This is a genomic window from Flavobacterium laiguense (assembly GCF_003097655.1).
Taxonomy (GTDB): domain Bacteria; phylum Bacteroidota; class Bacteroidia; order Flavobacteriales; family Flavobacteriaceae; genus Flavobacterium; species Flavobacterium laiguense.
In genome coordinates, this window is the sequence record NZ_QCZH01000001.1 from 143999 (window position 1) to 165288 (window position 21290).

At 35.8% G+C, this 21290-nt stretch carries 20 protein-coding genes; 6 read left to right on the plus strand and 14 right to left on the minus strand.

Annotation, left to right across the window (positions count from 1 at the left end; genetic code table 11):
- Positions 1 to 4: 4 nt before the first annotated feature.
- From DB891_RS00665 to DB891_RS00685, 5 genes are all read right to left on the minus strand, one after another.
- Positions 5 to 349 carry a hypothetical protein gene (locus DB891_RS00665; protein WP_116759564.1) on the minus strand — a complete coding sequence of 115 codons (345 nt, stop codon included), beginning with the start codon at positions 347 to 349 and terminating at the stop codon, positions 5 to 7.
- A gap of 75 nt (positions 350 to 424) precedes the next feature.
- The gene (locus tag DB891_RS00670) at positions 425 to 1414 is read right to left on the minus strand and encodes an aspartate-semialdehyde dehydrogenase (protein ID WP_116759566.1); all 990 of its coding nucleotides are present in this window, start codon (positions 1412 to 1414) and stop codon (positions 425 to 427) included.
- A 164-nt stretch (positions 1415 to 1578) separates the two neighbouring features.
- A complete protein-coding gene (gene mscL / locus DB891_RS00675) occupies positions 1579 to 2004 on the minus strand; it encodes a large-conductance mechanosensitive channel protein MscL (RefSeq protein WP_116759568.1) in 426 nt (141 codons plus the stop codon).
- Positions 2005 to 2071: 67 nt separating this feature from the next.
- The gene (locus tag DB891_RS00680; protein WP_116759570.1) at positions 2072 to 4519 is read right to left on the minus strand and encodes a bifunctional UDP-N-acetylmuramoyl-tripeptide:D-alanyl-D-alanine ligase/alanine racemase; all 2448 of its coding nucleotides are present in this window, start codon (positions 4517 to 4519) and stop codon (positions 2072 to 2074) included.
- A 5-nt stretch (positions 4520 to 4524) separates the two neighbouring features.
- The gene (locus tag DB891_RS00685; RefSeq protein ID WP_116759572.1) at positions 4525 to 5151 is read right to left on the minus strand and encodes a thymidine kinase; all 627 of its coding nucleotides are present in this window, start codon (positions 5149 to 5151) and stop codon (positions 4525 to 4527) included.
- Positions 5152 to 5384: 233 nt separating this feature from the next.
- Here DB891_RS00685 and DB891_RS00690 point away from each other — a divergent pair, with 233 nt between their 5' ends.
- The 3 genes from DB891_RS00690 (at position 5385) to DB891_RS00700 (ending at position 7536) form a co-directional block, all read left to right on the plus strand.
- Complete coding sequence (locus DB891_RS00690) at positions 5385 to 6404, plus strand: hypothetical protein (RefSeq protein ID WP_116759574.1); 1020 nt, start codon at positions 5385 to 5387, stop codon at positions 6402 to 6404.
- Positions 6405 to 6467: 63 nt separating this feature from the next.
- Entirely contained in the window at positions 6468 to 7181 is a 714-nt protein-coding gene (gene rsmI / locus DB891_RS00695; protein ID WP_116759576.1) for a 16S rRNA (cytidine(1402)-2'-O)-methyltransferase, read from the plus strand.
- 10 nt (positions 7182 to 7191) lie between these two features.
- Positions 7192 to 7536, plus strand: coding sequence for a HopJ type III effector protein (locus DB891_RS00700; protein ID WP_116759578.1), 345 nt, complete (start codon positions 7192 to 7194; stop codon positions 7534 to 7536).
- Positions 7537 to 7600: 64 nt separating this feature from the next.
- Here DB891_RS00700 and DB891_RS00705 read toward each other — a convergent pair whose 3' ends face one another.
- Positions 7601 to 8893, minus strand: a complete 1293-nt coding sequence (locus DB891_RS00705) for a type II toxin-antitoxin system HipA family toxin (protein WP_116759580.1) — start codon at positions 8891 to 8893, stop codon at positions 7601 to 7603.
- Positions 8894 to 8898: 5 nt separating this feature from the next.
- The gene (locus tag DB891_RS00710) at positions 8899 to 9243 is read right to left on the minus strand and encodes a helix-turn-helix domain-containing protein (RefSeq protein WP_189337076.1); all 345 of its coding nucleotides are present in this window, start codon (positions 9241 to 9243) and stop codon (positions 8899 to 8901) included.
- Positions 9244 to 9441: 198 nt separating this feature from the next.
- Here DB891_RS00710 and recJ point away from each other — a divergent pair, with 198 nt between their 5' ends.
- Both recJ and DB891_RS00720 read left to right on the plus strand, forming a co-directional pair.
- Complete coding sequence (gene recJ / locus DB891_RS00715; RefSeq protein ID WP_116759584.1) at positions 9442 to 11130, plus strand: single-stranded-DNA-specific exonuclease RecJ; 1689 nt, start codon at positions 9442 to 9444, stop codon at positions 11128 to 11130.
- Positions 11131 to 11141: 11 nt separating this feature from the next.
- Positions 11142 to 12407 (plus strand): MFS transporter, encoded by a 1266-nt coding sequence (locus tag DB891_RS00720; protein WP_116759586.1) that lies wholly within the window; start codon positions 11142 to 11144, stop codon positions 12405 to 12407.
- An 82-nt stretch (positions 12408 to 12489) separates the two neighbouring features.
- Here DB891_RS00720 and DB891_RS00725 read toward each other — a convergent pair whose 3' ends face one another.
- From DB891_RS00725 to DB891_RS00740, 4 genes are all read right to left on the minus strand, one after another.
- The gene (locus tag DB891_RS00725) at positions 12490 to 13224 is read right to left on the minus strand and encodes a CHAD domain-containing protein (protein ID WP_116759588.1); all 735 of its coding nucleotides are present in this window, start codon (positions 13222 to 13224) and stop codon (positions 12490 to 12492) included.
- Between the two features lie 220 nt (positions 13225 to 13444).
- On the minus strand, positions 13445 to 14128 hold the full coding sequence (locus DB891_RS00730; RefSeq protein ID WP_116759590.1) for a GNAT family N-acetyltransferase: 684 nt from the start codon (positions 14126 to 14128) through the stop codon (positions 13445 to 13447).
- Positions 14129 to 14176: 48 nt separating this feature from the next.
- Positions 14177 to 14932: a UDP-2,3-diacylglucosamine diphosphatase gene (locus DB891_RS00735; protein WP_116759592.1), complete on the minus strand. Its 756-nt coding sequence runs from the start codon at positions 14930 to 14932 to the stop codon at positions 14177 to 14179.
- A gap of 14 nt (positions 14933 to 14946) precedes the next feature.
- A complete protein-coding gene (locus DB891_RS00740) occupies positions 14947 to 15399 on the minus strand; it encodes a 6-pyruvoyl trahydropterin synthase family protein (protein WP_116759594.1) in 453 nt (150 codons plus the stop codon).
- Positions 15400 to 15958: 559 nt separating this feature from the next.
- Between DB891_RS00740 and DB891_RS00745 the strand changes: the two genes are divergently transcribed.
- On the plus strand, positions 15959 to 17632 hold the full coding sequence (locus tag DB891_RS00745) for an Ig-like domain-containing protein (RefSeq protein ID WP_116759596.1): 1674 nt from the start codon (positions 15959 to 15961) through the stop codon (positions 17630 to 17632).
- Here DB891_RS00745 and DB891_RS00750 read toward each other — a convergent pair.
- From DB891_RS00750 to DB891_RS00760, 3 genes are all read right to left on the minus strand, one after another.
- Entirely contained in the window at positions 17624 to 18388 is a 765-nt protein-coding gene (locus DB891_RS00750; protein ID WP_116759598.1) for an amidohydrolase, read from the minus strand. The genes DB891_RS00745 and DB891_RS00750 overlap by 9 nt on opposite strands.
- 120 nt (positions 18389 to 18508) lie before the next feature.
- Positions 18509 to 19270 (minus strand): succinate dehydrogenase/fumarate reductase iron-sulfur subunit, encoded by a 762-nt coding sequence (locus tag DB891_RS00755; protein ID WP_116759600.1) that lies wholly within the window; start codon positions 19268 to 19270, stop codon positions 18509 to 18511.
- A 7-nt stretch (positions 19271 to 19277) separates the two neighbouring features.
- Positions 19278 to 21287, minus strand: a complete 2010-nt coding sequence (locus DB891_RS00760) for a fumarate reductase/succinate dehydrogenase flavoprotein subunit (protein ID WP_116759602.1) — start codon at positions 21285 to 21287, stop codon at positions 19278 to 19280.
- Positions 21288 to 21290: the final 3 nt, after the last annotated feature.

A 21290-nucleotide genomic window follows, 5' to 3' on the forward strand; every position in this document is an offset into this window, starting at 1 on the left:
TTATTTAAATACAATTTGGGGGGCCACGATGGGAATACAAACTACCCGAAAACGAAAAAACAGATTCAGGGTTTACAAAGAAATAGGGGATTTTCCAATTCCCAGCGAAGAATGCAGGGGAATAATTGATTGGGGTTATAAAACTGCTTAATCCAAATTGGCAAACATAACAATGGTCAAAATTGTGATGCTGATGGGTAAATTCAGAACTTGAATTATAGGTGTGATGACATTCTTTTTGAGAAAACTTTTCTTGTAAATGGCCAATACTGTCCACCGACTGAAACACTATTGAGAACAATACTGCAACAACCAAAGAAAAATTAAGTATGAGCTGTTTTCTTTTCATCCCTACAAAGGTAATAAAACAAAAAAACTACAACTGTTTAAAGTTGTAGTTTCTGTTTAATTATCTAAAAATGGATTAAACCAATTTTGCTGCTATCAAATATTCAGCAATTTGAATGGTGTTGGTTGCTGCTCCTTTTCTCAAGTTATCTGCAACAATCCACATATTTAAAGTGTTTGCTTGGCTTTCGTCACGACGAATTCTACCCACAAAAACGTCATTCTTCCCTTCAGCATAGCGAGGCATTGGATAGGTGAAAGTATCCAAATTATCTTGTACAACGACACCATCAGTATGGTGCAAAATGTTTCTCACTTCAGCAACATCAAAATCATTGGTGAATTCTACGTTTACCGCTTCACTATGACCACCTACAACAGGCACGCGCACAGCAGTTGCTGTTACGGCAATAGTTTTGTCCCCTAATATTTTTTGAGTTTCACGAACCAATTTCATTTCTTCTTTGGTGTATCCGTTATCTTCAAAACTATCACATTGTGGAATACAGTTTCTGTTGATTTTATATTTGTAAACCATATCTCCTTCAACACCTGCACACTCATTTTCGAACTGTTGAACTGCTTTTACACCAGTACCAGTAATAGATTGGTAAGTCGAAACAATGACACGTTTGATGTTATATTTTTTATGCAACGGTGCCAAAGTCAATACCATTTGAATGGTAGAACAATTTGGATTCGCAATGATTTTGTCTTCTTTTGTCAATTCTCCAGCATTGATTTCCGGAACAATTAATTTCTTGGTTGGATCCATTCTCCAAGCCGAAGAATTATCAATAACGGTAGTTCCTGCAGCTGCAAATTTTGGTGCCCATTCTAATGATGTTTCTCCTCCTGCAGAGAACAAAGCAATATCCGCTTTCATATCAACGGCAGTTTGCATACCCACCACTTTGTATTTTTTTCCTTGAAACTCAATTTCTTTCCCTACTGATTTCTCAGAGGCAACAGGAATTAATTCGGTTACAGGAAAATTTCTTTCTGCCAATACTTTCAACATTATTTCGCCAACCATTCCGGTAGCGCCTACAACTGCTATTCTCATCGTATATATTTTATATTGAATATTAATTTTGAAATGCAAAAGTATGCAATATTCAAAACATAACAAGCGGCTTCACAAAAATTAACAAATTGTTATAAATTAAACAAAATAGAAAAACCGCTCATTTATAGAGCGGTTAAGCTAGAATATATAGTGCAGCAGTATTATTTCTTCAATAAATCTCTAATTTGTGTAAGCAATTCTTCTTGGGTTGGCCCTGCGGGTACAACAACCACCTCCTCTTTCTTTTTAGATTTTTCGTAGGCTTTTAATACCATAAAAATACAGAAACCAATAATTACAAAATCAAAAACGGTTTGAATAAAAGCCCCATAGTTTATGGCAATTTCTGCAATTGCGGGCACTTTCTCTACACCGTTTTCCATAACAGCGGGAATACCGTCTTGAAGAATAATTTTTAGATTTTTAAAATCTACTTTACCTAATAACAATCCTATAGGCGGCATCAAAACATCATTGGTAAATGAGGTTACTATTTTCCCAAAAGCACCTCCAACTATTACGGCTGTTGCCAAATTCACTATCTCACCTTTCATCAAAAAGGCCTTAAAATCATTTAGAAATCCCATAACGTATTGGTTTTGATTAGACTTATAACATAACGAATATACTTATTTTTTGGAAAATAAAATAATATTATTCCCTGTAAAAAACCCTTTTTACCCGTTGCGAAATACTCGTCAAGATTTCATAAGGAATGGTATGTAATTTTTCGGCAATATAATTGACTGTTGGGCTTTCGCCAAAAATCACTACAGCATCTCCTTCTTTACACGCTATCTCGGTCACATCAACCATAAGCATATCCATGCATACGCTCCCAAGAATGGGGGCTTTTTTATTCTTAATCGTTACAAATCCAATACCGTTCCCCCAACTTCTGGCGATCCCATCGGCATAACCAATCGGAATTGTCGCAATTCGGGATTCTCTGTTCGCCATAAATCGTCTGCCGTAGCCTACACTTTCACCCGATTGAATGGTTCTAATTTGGGAAATAATGGATTTTAAGGTTCCTACATTTTCAAGATGCCTTTGCTCTTCCGAATCATTAGAAACACCATAAAGACCAATCCCTAAACGAACCATATCGTATTGCGCTTGCGGAAAATTACTGATTCCGGAAGTATTCAAAATATGGAGAATAGGAGTAATTTGCAATTCGTTCATTAATTTCGAAGATAATTTCTCGAATAAATTAATTTGATATTGCACAAAATTTTTGTGCTGTAAATCATCGCTTGTCGCCAAATGAGACAAAATGCTTTTCACTTTAACTGTTTGATTTCCTTTCAAAGTAGCAATCAAATCATCGATTGTATTGGCTTCAAAACCCAAACGATGCATTCCTGTATCTAACTTTATATGTATGGGGAAATCTTTTAATTTTTTATGCTCGGCGATTTTCAAGAAGGCATTCAATCCTTTTAAACTATAAATTTCAGGTTCCAATTGGTGCTGAATTATTGCAGGGAAACTTGTGTTTTCAGGATTCAAAACCATAATTGGTAATTTTATACCCGCCATTTTTAAAGATATTCCTTCATCGGCGAAAGCCACTCCCAAATAATCTACCTTGTGATGCTCTAATAATTTTGCAATTTCAAATCCACCGCTTCCATAACCAAACGCTTTTACCATCGCCATCATTTTGGTGTTGACTTTCAGTTTAGATTTAAAGAAATTAAAATTATGGCTAATTGCATTCAGATTGATTTCAAGAACCGTTTCGTGTGTTTTCTCAGCCAAAGCTGCCACGATTTCTTCAAATTGAAAAGACCTCGCCCCTTTGATCAGAATGGTTTCATTTTCAAAATTCAATTGGTCCAAATACAATAAAAACTCATTGGTGTCTTTAAAAAAAACAGCATTAGGAAGCTTTGTTTTCAAAGTTGAAATCGTTTCGCCTATTCCGATAAAACGGCAAATTTTATTCGAAACAATTAGCTCCGACACTTTAGAATACAACACTTCATTAGACAATCCGCTTTGAAAAATATCAGAAAGCACAACAGTTTTTTTCTGATGCTGTTTTTGACTTTCGAGAAAATCCAATGCTATTTTTAAAGATTGAAAATCGGAACTGTAACTGTCATCAATCAAACTGCAATTATTGATTCCCTTTTTCACTTTCAAACGCATTTCTATCGGATACAATAATTCAATTCTGCTTTGAATGGTTTTGGCATCGTATTCCAAATACAGCAAAACCAAAAGGCACGAAATCACATTTTCGACAGAAGCATCATCTACAAAAGGAATTTTCAAGGTCGAAATATTCCCTTCATAAGTATATTGAATAAGAGTTTGCTCGTGCGTATGCTCTTTTTTAGACACAAAAACTGTTGCTGTTGTATCTGTAAAAGACCAAGAAATGGTTTTAGTTTTGGAACTAATAAATTGCTCTACGTCATTATTTTTTTGATAAATCACTACTTCCGCATAGTTGAAAAGCAGCATTTTCTCTTTAATTTTTTCTTCCAAATTGGCAAAACCCTCATCGTGTGCAGAACCTATATTCGTCAAGATTCCAATTGTTGGCTGGATGATCTTTTCGAGTTTCTCCATTTCTGCAATGGTAGAAATCCCAGCTTCAAAAACACCAAGATTATGATGCTCATTGATCCCGAGCACCGATAACGGAACACCAACTTGAGAATTATAACTTTTGGGACTCCTGATAATGTTATAATCTGGACTCAAAAGGAAATTGAGCCATTCCTTGACAATTGTTTTACCGTTGCTCCCTGTTAAACCAATTACGGGAAAAGCAAAAAGTTTTCGGTAATAAGCAGCGATTTGTTGTAAAGCATTAAGGGTGTTTTCAACAATTAAAAAATTAGCTTTCCCTTCAAGGCCTTCCGGAATATAGGTAACCACAAAACTGTGAACGCCTTTTGCAATTAAGTCTTTTATATATAAATGAGCATCATTATTACGCCCAACCAATGCAAAAAAAAGGGTTTGCGGTCCGTTTTGCAATGAGCGGCTGTCGATAGAAATATTTTCAATTATGGCATCGCTTGTGTTACCGAAATATTCGGCATTCAGGATGGAAGTGATTTTATGCAGGGGTAAATTCACCTTTTTTATTCTTTGTTTTTGTTATTGGGAGTGCTATTCCCGTCTTTTTCTTGATTTTTCTTCATCGCATGATAATAGGCCGCACGGCTCAAAGGCTCGTACTCCTCGGTTTCCCCCAGCATTACCAGTTTGTCATTATCGGCTTTTCTAAAACTAAAATGGGCAAGATTCCCTGTTCGAGTACACACGGCATGCACTTTGGTAACATACTCTGCGGTAGCCATAAGTGCTGGCATCGGGCCAAAAGGATTTCCTTTAAAATCCATATCCAAACCTGCTACAATTACTCGAATTCCCTGATTGGCAAGATCATTACAAACCGTCACGATTTCATCATCAAAAAACTGAGCTTCGTCAATCCCTACCACATCACAACCTTGTGCCAAAATAGAGATATTGGCCGCAGCGGGAACGGGTGTCGATCGAATTTCATTACTGTCATGCGAAACAACCATTTCGTCATGATAGCGGGTATCTATGGCGGGTTTGAATATTTCTACTTTTTGCTTGGCAAATTGAGCTCGTTTTAATCTACGGATGAGCTCTTCGGTTTTACCCGAAAACATGGATCCGCAAATGACCTCAATCCATCCAAATTGTTCTTTATGATTTACTGTATTTTCGAGAAACATTTTGTCTTTTTCTACCTTAAAAAATGAATAGTTTTTATTACTTTGTAACGGTAATAAATCGGTTGGGTAATTATCTGTTTTTACCTCGTTTCAAAAGTAGATAATTTTTATCAAAACGAACATTTGGGAGGATTTATTTCAAAATAAAATACAGTCAGAAAAGAGTCCCCCATAAACCAAATACAAATTACTAAAATTTAATAAAAGTCCTATTCATTATAATTTCAAAAGTCATGAAAAAAAAATTGGAAGCCGATTTAATCAGCATTGCACATAGAATATTACAGCTAAAAAATAAATCAGACATCAACCAATTGTATTTAGAAACGCAGAAGTTATATGAAAAACTAGCCGTTTTACGATTTGTTGAAGATCATTTTGGAGAGACTAAACCCACTATTGGGCAAGCTGAAGTATTTGAGAAAATTGAAGAAGTTTTCGAAAATGACACGATACCTGAATTCCAAAGAAATTTCGAAAATGACAAAATTGTTGCAGATGAAATTGTAACGAAAGAAATCTTTGCGAAAGAAACATTAGCGGACAAAATTATTGAAGACCAAACAATAATCGATGAGGAAATCGATGAAATTGAATCCGAAGAAGAGGATGTAATAACTGAGGATGAATCCTTAGAATCAAATACGATTCAATCTCAACCTCTCTTAGAATTAGATGAAGTCGAACCCGTTACAAACGAAGAAAAAATAATTGAAGAGATAACTCCTAACATAGAAGAAACTGAAATCAACTCTATTGCAGAAAAAACGGAAGAAGTAAAAACAGAAACTCCAAAGAAAACAGAAGCGGTACAAATTTCGTTCGAAGATCTTTTGGGAGGTCATTATACAGAACCCAACTTTGTAAAAAGATCCCAACTGGAACAAACCTCCGAAAATAAGGTGGCGAATGAAACTCCATCGGCATTTAATTTTCAGCCAGAACCAATATCAGACACAAATAATACTGTTCTGGAAAAAGAAGAACCGAAATCAATTCCGTTAAATGATAAATTAGCAAAAGGAATCACAATCGGGTTAAACGATCGAATCGCTTTTGTAAAACATCTTTTTGACGGAGACAGCGAAGATTACAATCGTGTGCTAAGCCAGTTAATCACTTTTGACACTTTTCTGGAAACCAAAACTTTTATTGATGAAATGGTAAAACCTGATTACAATAATTGGGAAGGAAAAGAAGAATTTGAACATCGCTTTATGGAAATTATAGAAAAGAAATTCTTATCGTTTTAAGGATTACTATCCTTTTGTATTCCAATTTTATATTCCATCAAACACACTCTTTAAGCAGCAAAAATGTCAAAATTATATATAGTCCCTACTCCTATTGGCAACCTCGAAGACATGACTTTTCGCGCCATTCGAATTCTCAAGGAAGCAGATTTAATTCTAGCCGAAGACACTAGAACAAGCGGGAAACTGCTCAAACATTTCGAGATTGGCACACACATGTACAGTCACCACATGCATAACGAGCACAAAACAATCGAGAATTTAATCTCCAGATTGAAAGCCGGAGAAACAATCGCCTTAATATCGGATGCCGGAACGCCTGCTATTTCGGATCCTGGTTTTTTGTTGACCCGAGCCTGTATCGAAAACGGAATAACCGTAGAATGTTTACCCGGAGCGACGGCTTTTGTCCCTGCTTTAGTCAATAGCGGATTACCCAATGACAAATTTATTTTTGAAGGTTTCTTGCCCGAAAAAAAAGGAAGACAAACCCGATATCTGGAACTTGCCGAGGAAACTCGCACCATGATTTTGTATGTCTCCCCACATAAACTAGTTAAAACTTTAGCCGAATTTATTACCTATTTTGGCGAAGACCGTACCATTTGTGTTTGTAGAGAATTATCAAAACTACACGAAGAAAATGTGCGAGGTACTACTCGTGAAGTCCTAACCCATTTTGAAAAAGTAGCCCCTCGTGGCGAAATTGTGGTGGTCGTTGCAGGAAAACCAATTGTAAAAGAAGCCAAGAAAAGTAAATTTCAAAAAGACGAATAAACCCAAAAATATGACTATCAATACCTTTTTAGAAAAACTAAAAGAAACCCCAACAGCGATACCGTTTGCAGAAACAATCGCAACAATAGAAGAGAACTACACTTTTACACCAACAGCCTTTCAAAACGGAGAACAACATAATGCCGCTGGAGAAAACTCAGGTTCTTGCAAATTATTCGCTTTTGCGCTATTGCAAAAATTATCCGTTGCCGAAACTTTAGCTTGTTTTGGAGCTTATTATTTTGAAGAAGTTTTGGGAGATCCCAACGGAACCAATCATAAAAACATTCGCAACTTTATGAAAACAGCTTGGGATGGAATTCAATTTGAAGGAGAAGCATTAGAGCTTAAATAATTTCTCAATATTGCAACTTTTTTGATTCGTTATCTCTTTTAATAGCTATAACGAATCAAAAAAGCTACATTTTATATAAAATAATTTGCTTACCAATTTGTTCTATTTGAGTATTTTCAATGCCCGCTTTGGCAGCATAATTACGCCAATTGGAAAGCACTTCATTACACAATTCAATAATTGGTTTTGGTTTCTTAAGGTTGATATTTTTGGCTACAGCCAAAAGATCTTCCAGCATAATATTTTCTCTTTTTCCATTGACACTCATTTGATGTGCTTTCAACCAAAAATTATCTGGATTGTAAGCATATGTAACATCATACGCAGGCGAAAGTCGCCATTCTCCATTGGGAAACATTAAAAATGAAATGTTTTTGGTATGATCGTCTTGATTTCTGGACATCACATTAAAAACCATTCGTCTGTACAATTCTTCCATATCCGAATAAGGCAATTTCATTTGACGCATAATTTGAAAAGCCTGCTCATACGAATACGCACGAGGCATATTGTAATCAAAATGCGCTATCCCACACAACGTTTGCATGTGTGTTTTTTGATTGTTTTGCCTATCAAAACGCTTGGTCATAAAGTGCGAACGATTATTTTCGGACATCAATTTACTCTCAGACATTGTGATTCCAGCATCAATAGCCATCAGGTAATACGCATATTCTATATTCCCGTAGCCTTTGGGATCCCCCAACTGATGATTGGTAACTCCATCAAATTTAATCAACCAATAATCAAAACCTTCCAATCCATCAACCTGTCCCGAACGCACATCTCCCGTAGTTGTATTATAGGCAATAATCGCTTTCGCCCTTGCTCCTCCCGCCGAACTTCCCACTTGCAATATATCCGAAAATCCTTTTTCGGAATCCAAATCGGAATGAAAATCACTACGAGCATTTAAAACTTCTTTGGCAAATTTTACCAATTCTTGAATTTCGATAGGATTCGATTTTTCGATAGTACCATTATTGGCGGGTTCAAACTCTAAAGCACCCATTCCGCGTTTACCAATATAACACAGACGATCAACAGGATTAAAATCACTACTACTTTTACCTTGTTGCGCCAACCAAGCGTCAATGATTTGATTACCGAATTTATCAGGCAAACTGTCTGACAATAAACCTGGCAACCCTTTAAAAGTATCTGGATTTAATAAGGGAAACGAAAAAATCTTCCTGCCTCTTTGGGCATCGGCAACAGGCATCATTATAGGAGAAAGATCAAGCCCCAATTTAAAAAACTGTTTGTCATATTCAAAGACACCATAATTTCTTTGTTGATCCCAAAGAACAACTCCTACTTTATGGTTCCAAATTTTTACATCGGCAACTGCAATCATAGCTACTATTCTTTAGGATCTGAATTTCTAGGGGTCGGCGAAGCTTTTTTACGGAGTTTTTTTTGAGCTTCCATAACCATCATCGGACTGATTTCCGGTTCTTCGTTCAGGTAATTTAGCAACTCTAATTTTTCTAAAGCACGAAGCAATTGTATCAATGTCATCAAATTGATTGCCTTTCCGGTTTCCATCCTGCTAATCGTGATTCTATTGACCCCCGATTTTTCGGAAAGTTCTTCTTGCGAAATATTCTTATTCAAACGCATTTGTTTAATGCTTTTGCAGAGGGTTCCTACAATAGCATTATCGGTCAATGCATACCAGTTTTTATAGTAGCTTCTTTGTTCCATTATGTGTTTATTTATGATATATTGAAACATATATGTTACAAATGTACGTCTTTTTTTAATGCTTAAATTATTTTTATCCCTAAATTAAAAACCAATTAGCATACTGTTTTCATTTAAAAAAATTAAATTCGTATCCCAAAGGTCATCGCTGGAATGCGACACTCTTTTTTACATCCAATTTATCAAACCTCCATAAAAATGCGTTGGACCCTTAAGCCAAAACCCGCTGAAGAAAAAATAAAGCACTTAGCCCAAGTTTTGAATGTAGAAGAATTCATAGCTACTTTATTAATACAAAGAGGCATTGAGACATTTGAAGATGCCAAACATTTTTTCCGACCAAGTTTAGATGATTTACACGATCCTTATTTGATGAAGGACATGGACAAAGCAGTCGAGCGTATCGAAAAAGCCATTGCAAATCAGGAAAACATCCTCGTATTTGGCGATTATGATGTCGATGGAACCACCGCAGTATCTCTTGTTTCTTCCTATTTAAGAACCTATTATCCCAACGTTGCCACTTATATTCCAGATCGCTACGCCGAAGGTTACGGCGTTTCCTACAAAGGAATTGACTTTGCCGATGATAACGGCTTTTCACTCATCATAGCCTTAGATTGCGGGATTAAATCGATAGATCATGTCGCTTACGCAAAAGAGCGAAACATTGATTTCATCATTTGTGACCACCACAGACCAGGAGCATTTTTACCCGAAGCCATTGCAGTTTTGGATCCAAAGCGAGAAGATTGTGAATATCCTTATGATGAATTGTGTGGTTGTGGTGTAGGTTTCAAACTCATTCAAGCATTAGGAACCAATAGAAACCAAACCATAGACGATCTAGTTTTGTATCTCGATTTGGTAGCTACTGCAATTGCTGCCGACATCGTTCCCATGACGGGCGAAAACCGAGTATTGGCTTATTTTGGATTACAAGTTATTAATGAAGAACCAAGACCCGGAATTAAGGCATTAGTCCATCAAGTAAAAAAGAAAACACTTGACATTACTGATGTTGTATTTATAATTGCCCCTAGAATCAATGCTGCAGGTCGCATCAAACACGGTAATCATGCAGTAGAATTACTAACCGAATTTGATTTTGAACAAGCCCAACAGTTTGCTTCTGAAATAGAGCAATACAACTCCGATCGAAAAGACTTAGACAAACAAATAACCAAAGAAGCACTCTTACAAATAACAGAAAATCAAGAAGAAAAAAACTTCACCTCGGTGGTTTTTCAAGAAGATTGGCACAAAGGAGTAATTGGTATTGTAGCTTCAAGATTAATTGAAACTTATTATCGCCCCACTTTGGTTTTTACAAAAAGTGGTGATAAATATGCTGCTTCGGCACGATCGGTAAAAGGATTTGATGTGTACAATGCTCTCGAAGCCTGTTCCGACCATTTGGAACAATTTGGCGGACACATGTATGCAGCCGGAATGACTTTGACAGCAGAGAACTATATAAATTTCAAAAATGCTTTTGAAAAAATAGTCCAAGAAACCATCCAACCCGATCAATTAACTCCAGAAATCACAATTGATGCCGAAATTAATTTTGACGATATTTCGCCAAAATTAATTCGGATTCTAAAACAATTTGAACCTTTTGGACCATTAAATATGACCCCAGTTTTTTTTACCAAAAAAATAAAAGACACCGGTTATGCCAAAACACTAGGTGCTGAGGATGAGCATTTAAAACTATTTGTAAAGCAAAATAACTCAGAAGGCCTTACGGCTATTGGCTTTGGACTAGGAAATAAAAAAGAATTAACCGGTAATCAAAAAGAATTCGATGCCGTATATTGCATCGATGAGAATGAATGGAATGACAAAGTGAGCATTCAATTACGATTAAAAGACATTAAATAATAGCAGTTATTATGAAGAAAAACGATCCCTACGCAGCCCTAAGATTTAAAGAATTCAATACCTTTTTACTTATTCGTTTTGCCATGGTTTTTGCTTGGTCCATGCAATTTATCATCATCGAATGGGAAGTCTATAGAATAACAAAAAGTGCCTTGTCATTAGGAATTATAGGTTTAATGGAAATCATTCCAGCCGTCGCAATGTCATTATTTGCAGGACATATTGTCGATCAAAATGAAAAAAAGAGCCTTTTATCCAAATGCATTTTAGGCTTTTCAATAATTAGTTTAGGATTGTTTTTAATCACTTGGCCAGAAGTAAACAGTGGTCTACCTACAACTACTATTCTATATTCAATTTATGGTTTAGTATTTTTTGGGGGAATTGTTCGTTCGTTTTTAGGACCAACTGTTTTCTCTCTTTTGGCATTAATAGTTCCTAAAAAAGCATATTCAAATGCTGCGACTTGGAGCAGTTCTGTTTGGCAAGTGGGCTCTGTTGTAGGTCCTGCCGTAGCAGGTTTCTCCATTCATTTAATTGGAGTGCATTGGTCCATGAACTTGGTTATGGTGTGCTCGCTTTTTGCTTTACTTCTGTTAACTCAAATTGAAAAAAAACCAATTTTAAATCCAAAAATAGGCGAACCGGTTATGCAAAGTTTGAAAGAAGGTGTCAAATTTGTATACAACAATAAGTCCATCTTAAACGCTTTAACCCTTGACATGACAGCGGTTTTATTTGGGGGAGCGGTAGCGCTGTTACCTATTTTTGCCTTGGATATTTTAAAAGTAGGGCCTCAAGGATTTGGATTTTTAAGAGCTGCACCAGCAGTTGGCGCTATTTTGACCATGTTTTTTACAGCCTACGTTCCTGTTAATAAAAATGCAGGAATGAAACTATTGACAGCTATCTTCTTGTTTGGAGTATGTATTATCATATTTGGACTTTCTACCTCATTCTGGATCTCGCTTTTGGCTTTGTTTTTTAGTGGTGTAGTCGATGGAATATCCATGGTTATTCGTTCCACAATTTTACAACTTAAAACTCCCGATCACATGCGAGGTCGCGTAGCTTCTGTAAATTCTATATTTGTGGGATCCTCAAATGAGTTGGGTGCTTTTGAAAGCGGATTAACCGCAAAACTAATGGGTACCGTTACCGCAGTGGTTTTTGGCGGTAGCATGACACTTATCATTGTACTTTTCACTGGCTTTATATCTCCCGAATTTAGAAAATTAGACCTAACAAAAGACTTGGAAGAGCATGAAAAACAATAGTGACATAGAGTTATAAATTGTTTGTTTTCAATAAAAAAGAACAATCCCCTTACCATTTATTTCTTGAATACTAAGGGGTTTATCATTTGAACGGTTTATCATTTGCAAATAATGCATTAAATTGTTTTATTTCTTTTTGTTTCAACTTTGAAATATACTCAACTGGTTTTTGTTTAAAATAGCGATAGGAAAGAAACTCAATAGAGGAGTAGGTATCATGCCAATTCCCCACTTCCTCTTGTAGCTTATTAATATGCTGCTCATTCAAGTCGATTTTTTTTCTCATTTTTTTAGGTAAAGCATTGTATACGAACATTAATTTTTTTATGTTCTTTCTAAATTGATGCAACCCTTCCCTGTCTTGATTCAGAAAATCTTGATTCGCTTTCATCAACTCATTCTCAAAATAGGCTTTGATTATTTCTGTATCAGGGAAAGCAGAGGGCAAAGTGACTCCTTTACGAAAACTCTCTATGAATTTTATATAATTAGGAACATCCCTTTGAAGCTGTTTCGTTAAGAAATTTTCTTTCTTTTTTAATTCACGAATAAGTTTTTCCGGAAGATGTTTGGAAGAACCAATTATTTGGATCTCCCTTATTTCCCCCGATTTTTGAAATACAGATTTTAGTTCAATCACGCTGTAGGGCTCATTATATAAGTCTTCTGCAAAGGAAAACAATGCTTTTGCTACCTTTATATCTAATCTCAAAAGATGAAGGTGTTTGGGTTTACCATTCTTCGAGTAGGCAGCAAGATGCTTTTCGATAGATTTTAGATGGTTTGAAACATGATAATATAATAAATTCTCTTTCATTAGCTTTTGTCTACTGATGAATTATTGCACTTATATATAATTTGTTTTATGAAACTTTTGTCGGGTTGAAACTTAGATAAAGTAACAGTCTATTATTTAACAAGACTACAATAACTCCTATAAAAATACGCATATTTATTTACAACCTAAAGTCTTCGTTGTAAAATGTTTAAGAGTTTGTTTTTTAACCCAAAATAGGGCAAATGGAGTAATTTATACCCTAAAGATTGGGAACGATATTCCAAACACTTATTTTTGTTCTGGTTTGAAAGCCTAATTTCTCATACAGCTTTATTGCCCCAATATTGGATTCGGCAACGTGTAAGAATGGGGTTTTATTTTGTTCGAAAATAGCGTTGACAACATGAGTGACTAATTGTTTTGCATACCCTTTACCTGTATGCTCCGGATGCGTAATTACCGCACTTACTTCTGTGAATTCATCCATTTGCATTCGTTCCCCTGTTACTGCAACGAGTTGATTGTTTTTGTAGATTCCATAATAATTTCCCAATGAAGCGGTCTTCTTTTTAAAATAATCTGGATACACAATTTTAACCAAGCCTAATAAATCGTCTAAATGTTCCTCTCCTAATTTCACGATTTGATCTTCGATATCTAATTCTATTTTGCCATGAATAATCATTTGCAAACAGATTAATTCATTGTTTAATTTTAGGTGATCGGGAACAGTTGGTTTTTGTCCAATAATAAAAAAACTGCCTGTTAGTTTAGCATATTCAGAAATGGAGTGTTCTATATTGTCAAGCGCAATAAAGCCTCCGAAAGGACAATAATCGGGATGGTAAAATTTTATAGTACCATAATCAATTCCAAAATCTTTATGTGTTTCGGAAATTGAATACCAAACGGGATTGTCTAATTTGTTTTCCCCTATTGCCATTTTATTTATGAGATGCTAAGAAGTGAGTTATAATTAAATCAAAAGTGCTTATTCAAATTTTTTAACCTCGAATGTTTCTCCATCAAAAACTCCGTAGGTAAAATAACTGATCCAATCGCCTAGATTGACATATTCTGAATTTTCACCAACCGATTTTATCATCGGTAAATGACGGTGACCAAATACAAAATAATTATAATGTTTGGATTCCAGTTTTCGTTTGGCATAAAGTATGAGCCATTCGTTTTCTTCACCTAAGAATTTCACATCTTCGGCTCCCGAAATCAATTTATTTTTAACCGAAAGGTATTGTGCCAATTTGACTCCAATATCTGGATGAAGCCATCTAAAAAGCCACTTAGAAAACGGATTCGTGAAGACTTTTTTCATGCGCTTGTACCCCATATCGCCGGGTCCTTTCCCATCACCATGACCAATTAAAAAGGTTTTATCGCCAAAAGTAAATTCTTTGTTATCGTGATAAACAGGAATATTCAGTTCAGTTTCAAAATAATCGGACATCCATAAATCATGGTTGCCCACAAAGAAATAAATAGGAATACCACTGTCACGAATTTCGGCTAGCTTGCCAAGAATACGAACAAACCCTTTGGGAACTACTGTTTTATATTCGAACCAAAAATCAAATAAATCACCCAAAAGAAATATAGCTTCGGCATCGCCTTTTACTTCATCAAGCCAAGCCACAAACTTTTGTTCTCTTGGAAAACTAAGTTCTGGAGTTGGCGCACCAAAATGCTGATCGGAAGCGAAATAGATTTTTTTGTTATTTGGTAATTGCATGAACTAAGGATAGATTATTGATTGTCGCTTGCGAACCATTCTGCAAAGGAAGACTCTGTTTCTTGAAGTTTTAAAGAAAAAAGCTGAATGTTTTGAGGCAATCTACGGATGATTCTTTGAGAAAAATCGACTACCATATTTTCGCTGGTAGGCTGATAATCTACCAAAATTACATGATGCCCGCGGTTTTTTAATTCGTTTGCCAACTCAATATGTGGAGTTGTTTCATTAAAAACGGTAGCGTGATCAAATTGATCGACAATCTCTTCTTTTACAATCTTTTTTAGATCCGAAAAATCGATGACCATACCAAATTTTACATTGTTACGATCGGTAATCGGTGTTCCGATAACGGTAACCGATAATTTATAACTATGACCATGCACATTTTTACATTTCCCATCATACCCGTATAAGGCGTGACCGGTTTCGAAACTAAATTGTTTGGTAATTCTAATATTGCTCATCGAAGATCTATTTTGAATGCAAATTTAATGAATTAGCTTGAGAAATGGTCAGTAAATGTGGGGCAAACGTTTTTGTTTAGTTATTACGCAAAGATTCCCGAAGTGTTCGCAAAGATTTTATTTTATGGAACTGTCCTAAAATATTCTAAAAATTAAAAAGGGCCACAGATTATACGGATTAGGCGGATTTTACGCAGATATGAAATGGATATTCAATTCATAAGTCAAGAATCCGTGCTGATCTGTTTAATCCGTACAATCTGTGGGCTAAACACTTATGCTTTAAAAATCACAAATAATGAGAATTACAGTCATAAATAATTTTAGTCTGCATTAAGAAGAGCCTTATTGTTTTAACTGCTTTTTGGTTGTAAAAATAAATTTCTTGTTCCCGTAAAGCCCTAGCCCTGATGGAAACGGCATCCTTTTTATGGGGTGATTTTTCTTCACCTCATATAAAGATACAGTGTACAGCAGGAAATAGCTCCTAATAATTGGCAAAACATTTCGATTACAGTAAATATAATTGTTATTTTGTAGAATCAAATTTTAGTTCATTATGTTGAAAAACAATTTTAAATATATTCCTCTTTTACTGTTGATTCTTTGTGTGAGTTGCGCCAAAAGAGGTTCCATTACCGGTGGTTTGAAAGACACCATTGCACCGACATTAAAATCCAGTTTTCCGGAGAATTATTCTGTCAATTTTAAAGGCAATAAAATCAAACTTGTTTTTGACGAAAATATCAAGCTAAAAAATCTAAACAAGCAATTGATTATTTCTCCCCCGATGAAGAATGAACCGTTAATCATTCCGACCACTCCAACAAAAACATTGACTATTACTATAAATGACACTTTGAGTCCCAATACAACCTATAGTTTGAATTTTGGGCAAAGTATTGCTGATAATAACGAAGGGAATCCATTCAATCAATTCAAGTATGTGTTTTCTACGGGAGATTATATTGACTCATTGGCATTGGGCGGAAGAGTAAAAGATGCTTATAATAAAGAGGTGGAATCTTTTGTGTCAATTATGCTTTATGAAGCGAATGAAAAATTTAACGATTCTACCATTTATAAAGAAAGTCCTCGATACATTACCAATACTTTGGATAGCTTGAAAACGTTTCGATTGGAGAATTTAAAAACGGGTAATTATCATTTGATTGCTTTGAAAGACAATAATGGGAATAATAAATTTAATCCTAAATCAGAACGAATTGGGTTTAGCAAACAAATCATAAAGATTCCAAGCGATACCGTTTTTGAATTGGAATTGTTCAAAGAAACACTGCCTTTTAAAGCATTCAAACCGACTCAAGCCTCCGGAAACAGGGTTCTGCTTGGTTATGAAGGGAAAATTAGAAAAAATGAAACGCCAAAAATCATTTTAAAAAACAAAAACGAAATCTTACCTATAGTTATTACCAAAGTAGCCAAAAAAGATTCTTTACAGCTTTGGTTCAAACCCTTGAAAACGGATTCTCTTTCATTACATATTGAGAAAGATAAATACAAAAAAGACTTTAGTTTTAAAATCAAAAATCAAAAAAACGACACTTTGAGCCTTAAAGCGGTACAGAGTGGAATATTGAATTTTAGAGAGCGATTCACTTTAGAATCGAATACTCCTTTGGTACATTTTGACAATTCGAAAATGAAACTTATTGATAAGGATTCGGTTGCCGTGGCCTTCACAACAGCTTATGATGATTACACCCAAGAATTATTCATTGATTTCAAAAAAGAAGAATCTCAAAAATATAGTTTGAAATTTCTACCGGGTGCCGTTACTGATTTTTTTGAAAAAAAGAATGACACTTTGACTTTTTCTACCAGCACAAGAAACAATGCTGATTACGGAAATTTAACAGTGAGTTTGAAAAACGTGAACCGCTTTCCTGTAATTATTGAATTGACCAATGAAAAAGGAGATATAGTTGTCGCTAGCCAATATACTGAAGCCAAAACGGAAATTGATTTTAATCTTCTCGAGCCTAGTTTATATACACTTCGGGCGATTTATGACGACAATAAAAATAAGGAATGGGATACCGGAAGTTATCTCGAAAAAAGACAAGCAGAAGAAGTTGTTTACTTTTCCAAAGGGGTAGATGTCCGAATCAATTGGGATGTCAATCAGTCTTTTGATTTGAGTATTCCGTACACTCCTGAACCCAAAAAGAAAAAAGAAAAGGAGAAAGAAAAATCAAAAGGATCATTTTAACACAAAAGAATCTCGATCATTTAAAAAATTAAACTTCTTTCTAGCAAGAAGCAATTCGGCTTTATTCAATTGAACTATAAAAACTCCTTTATTCTCTATCGGTTCTAAAATGTAATCTCCCAAGAAATTAACCACTTGGGTGTGTCCATTGTATTGATGTCCGTTATTGTCTTCTCCAATTCTATTGACACCAATAGTGTAACTCATATTTTCTATGGCACGTGCTTTCAATAAGGTATCCCAAGCGTTTATTCTTATTTTTGGCCAATTGGCCGCATAAATCAACACATCATAATCTTCGGTATTTCTGGCAAAAACAGGAAACCGCAAATCATAACAAATTAACGGGCAAATTTTCCAGCCCTGATATTCGACAATTAATTTCTTGTTGCCACCCGTATAGACTTTATCTTCTCCGGCAAGGGTAAACAAATGCCTTTTATCATAAAATCGAACTTCTCCTGAAGGAAAAACAAAAACCAATCGGTTGTAGAAGTTTCCATTCTCCGTGATTATTAAACTTCCCGTAATAGCACTGTTCTTGTCTTTCGCCAAATGCTTGAGCCAAGTTAGGGTTTCGCCATGCATGGTTTCGGCAACATCATTGGGTTGCATGGTAAATCCTGAAGTAAACATTTCGGGGAGCACAATTAAATCAACACTCTCGGAAATTGCATTGATTTTTTTTCCTAGTTTTTCTCTGTTTTTTTCTGGGTTTTCCCAGAACAATGACGATTGGATAAGTGCGATTTTCATTTTGACTTCTTTGCTATTTCACAAAGATACGCAAAGATAAAAAGAGATTCATTAAGGTATTACACAAACAAAAAACGTCCCGATGCATCGGGACGTTTTTGATATAAACTATTTGAAGTCTTATTTTAAACTTGCTGATAAATACTCTCTGTTCATGCGAGCAATATTCTCTAAAGAAATTCCTTTTGGACATTCTACTTCACAAGCTCCAGTATTGGTACAGTTACCAAAACCTTCTTCGTCCATTTGGCGCACCATGTTTAATACACGGTTTGTAGCTTCCACTTTTCCTTGTGGTAACAATGCATATTGTGAAACTTTAGCTCCAACAAACAACATAGCCGAACCATTTTTACAGGTAGCCACACATGCACCGCAACCGATACAAGCCGCTGCTTCAAATGCTTTGTCAGCATCATCTTTAGGAACTGGAATGGTATTGGCATCGATAGTGTTTCCAGAAGTATTCACTGAAACGAATCCTCCTGCTTGTTGAATTCTATCAAAAGCGGTTCTGTCAACAATCAAATCCTTAATTACTGGGAAAGCAACACTTCTCCATGGCTCAACCACAATCGTGTCACCGTCATTGAACATTCTCATGTGCAATTGACAAGTAGTGATTCCAGTATCTGGTCCGTGTGCACGACCATTGATATACAAAGAACACATACCGCAAATTCCCTCACGACAATCGTGGTCAAACGCAATTGGTTCTTTTCTTTCGTTTACTAATTGTTCGTTCAATTGGTCTAACATTTCCAGAAATGAACTGGCTGTAGAAACGTCATTTAGTTTGTATGATTCCATTTTCCCTTTTTCTTTGGAGTTTTTCTGACGCCAAATCTTTAGGGTTATATTGATATTTTTTGCTGCGCTCATAATTCTATTATTTGTAATTTCTAGCTGCGATTTTGATAAACTCGTATTTCAATTCCTCTTTGTGAAGTTCCGATTTTGTAACATCGTATCCTTTGTTTTCCCATGCTCCTACGAATGAGAAGTTTTCGTCATCACGAAGCGTTTCCCCTTCAGAATCCTGATACTCTTCACGGAAGTGACCTCCACAAGATTCTTTACGTTGTAAAGCATCCATAGCCATCAATTGTCCTAATTCGATGAAATCGGCAACACGAAGCGCTTTTTCTAATTCAGGATTCAATTCGTCTGAACTACCCGGAACATAAACATCTTTGTAGAATTCTTCTTTTAAAGCAGCAATTTCTGTAATGGCTTCAGTTAAACCTTTTTCATTACGGCCCATTCCTACTTTATTCCACATAATCAAACCTAAACGTTTATGGAAATGATCCACTGTTTTTGTTCCATTATTGGATAAGAATTTGTTGATTTGTTCTTTTACACTGTTTTCAGCAGCTACGAATTCTGGCAAATCTGTAGAGATTTTTCCAGTACGAATATCGTCTGCCAAATAATTAGAAACAGTGTATGGTAATACAAAATATCCGTCAGCCAAACCTTGCATCAAAGCTGAAGCCCCTAAACGGTTCGCTCCGTGGTCAGAGAAGTTAGCTTCTCCTGCAACAAAACAACCCGGAATAGTAGACTGTAAGTTATAATCAACCCAAACACCACCCATGGTATAGTGTACCGCTGGATAAATTTTCATCGGAGTTTCATAAGGATTCTCATCCGTGATTTTTTGGTACATCGTAAACAAGTTACCATATTTTTCCTCCAACCATTTTTTTCCTAATGAAAGAATTTCTTCTTGAGAAGGATTGTGATTTCCTTTGGCGTAAGCTGTTTGTCTTCCTTTGGACTGAATCTCTGTAGCGAAATCCAAATAAACTCCTTCGTTAGTATCATTAGCCTCAATTCCGCGACCTTCGTCACAAACTTCTTTTCCTGCTCTTGAAGCAACATCACGAGGAACTAAATTTCCAAATGCAGGATATTTTCTTTCTAAATAGTAATCTCTGTCTTCTTCAGCAATTTGAACTGGTTTTAATTTCCCTGCTCTAATAGCTTCTGAATCTTCTTTTTTCTTTGGAACCCAAATACGTCCAGAGTTTCTTAACGACTCAGACATCAATGTCAATTTAGATTGATTGGTTCCGTGAACTGGGATACAAGTTGGGTGAATTTGTACGTAACAAGGATTTGCGAACAAAGCTCCTTGTTTGTGAATTTTCCAACCAGCAGTTACATTTGATCCCATTGCATTAGTAGATAGGAAATAAACATTTCCGTATCCTCCTGTTGCAATAATTACGGCATGAGCAGAGTGTCTTTCTAATTCTCCAGTAATCAAGTTACGGGCGATGATACCACGAGCTTTTCCATCAACCTTCACCAATTCTAACATTTCGTGACGGTTGTACATCTCGATTTTTCCTAAACCGATTTGTCTTGATAAAGAAGAATACGCTCCTAATAATAATTGTTGTCCAGTTTGTCCAGCAGCGTAAAAAGTACGTTGTACTTGTGTACCACCAAAAGAACGGTTATCCAACATTCCACCGTAATCACGAGCAAAAGGAACTCCTTGAGCCACACATTGATCGATGATGTTACCAGAAACTTCAGCTAAACGGTGTACGTTTGCCTCACGTGCTCTGTAATCCCCTCCTTTAATTGTATCGTAAAATAAACGGAAAGTACTATCTCCGTCATTTTGATAATTTTTTGCTGCGTTGATACCTCCTTGTGCTGCAATTGAGTGCGCACGACGTGGAGAATCTTGGTAACAAAAAGCTTTTACATTATAACCCATTTCGGCAAAAGACGCTGCTGCCGAGGCACCCGCTAATCCTGTTCCTACAACGATAATATCTATTTTTGGTCGGTTGTTTGGTGCAACTAACTTTAAGTGATCTTTATAATCAGTCCATTTTTGTGAAATGTGACCTTCTGGTATTTTAGAATCTAGTTTCATTAT

Excerpts from the sequence above, each read along its gene's own strand:
- DB891_RS00665 (WP_116759564.1), bottom strand. The coding sequence starts at position 349 with ATGAAAAGAAAACAGCTCATACTTAATTTTTCTTTGGTTGTTGCAGTA.
- DB891_RS00670 (WP_116759566.1), bottom strand. The coding sequence starts at position 1,414 with ATGAGAATAGCAGTTGTAGGCGCTACCGGAATGGTTGGCGAAATAATG.
- mscL (WP_116759568.1), bottom strand. The coding sequence starts at position 2,004 with ATGGGATTTCTAAATGATTTTAAGGCCTTTTTGATGAAAGGTGAGATA.
- DB891_RS00685 (WP_116759572.1), bottom strand. The coding sequence starts at position 5,151 with ATGTTTCTCGAAAATACAGTAAATCATAAAGAACAATTTGGATGGATT.
- DB891_RS00690 (WP_116759574.1), top strand. The coding sequence starts at position 5,385 with ATGAAAAAAAAATTGGAAGCCGATTTAATCAGCATTGCACATAGAATA.
- rsmI (WP_116759576.1), top strand. The coding sequence starts at position 6,468 with ATGTCAAAATTATATATAGTCCCTACTCCTATTGGCAACCTCGAAGAC.
- DB891_RS00700 (WP_116759578.1), top strand. The coding sequence starts at position 7,192 with ATGACTATCAATACCTTTTTAGAAAAACTAAAAGAAACCCCAACAGCG.
- DB891_RS00705 (WP_116759580.1), bottom strand. The coding sequence starts at position 8,893 with ATGATTGCAGTTGCCGATGTAAAAATTTGGAACCATAAAGTAGGAGTT.
- DB891_RS00710 (WP_189337076.1), bottom strand. The coding sequence starts at position 9,243 with ATGGAACAAAGAAGCTACTATAAAAACTGGTATGCATTGACCGATAAT.
- recJ (WP_116759584.1), top strand. The coding sequence starts at position 9,442 with ATGCGTTGGACCCTTAAGCCAAAACCCGCTGAAGAAAAAATAAAGCAC.
- DB891_RS00720 (WP_116759586.1), top strand. The coding sequence starts at position 11,142 with ATGAAGAAAAACGATCCCTACGCAGCCCTAAGATTTAAAGAATTCAAT.
- DB891_RS00725 (WP_116759588.1), bottom strand. The coding sequence starts at position 13,224 with ATGAAAGAGAATTTATTATATTATCATGTTTCAAACCATCTAAAATCT.
- DB891_RS00730 (WP_116759590.1), bottom strand. The coding sequence starts at position 14,128 with ATGGCAATAGGGGAAAACAAATTAGACAATCCCGTTTGGTATTCAATT.
- DB891_RS00735 (WP_116759592.1), bottom strand. The coding sequence starts at position 14,932 with ATGCAATTACCAAATAACAAAAAAATCTATTTCGCTTCCGATCAGCAT.
- DB891_RS00740 (WP_116759594.1), bottom strand. The coding sequence starts at position 15,399 with ATGAGCAATATTAGAATTACCAAACAATTTAGTTTCGAAACCGGTCAC.
- DB891_RS00745 (WP_116759596.1), top strand. The coding sequence starts at position 15,959 with ATGTTGAAAAACAATTTTAAATATATTCCTCTTTTACTGTTGATTCTT.
- DB891_RS00750 (WP_116759598.1), bottom strand. The coding sequence starts at position 18,388 with ATGAAAATCGCACTTATCCAATCGTCATTGTTCTGGGAAAACCCAGAA.
- DB891_RS00755 (WP_116759600.1), bottom strand. The coding sequence starts at position 19,270 with ATGAGCGCAGCAAAAAATATCAATATAACCCTAAAGATTTGGCGTCAG.
- DB891_RS00760 (WP_116759602.1), bottom strand. The coding sequence starts at position 21,287 with ATGAAACTAGATTCTAAAATACCAGAAGGTCACATTTCACAAAAATGG.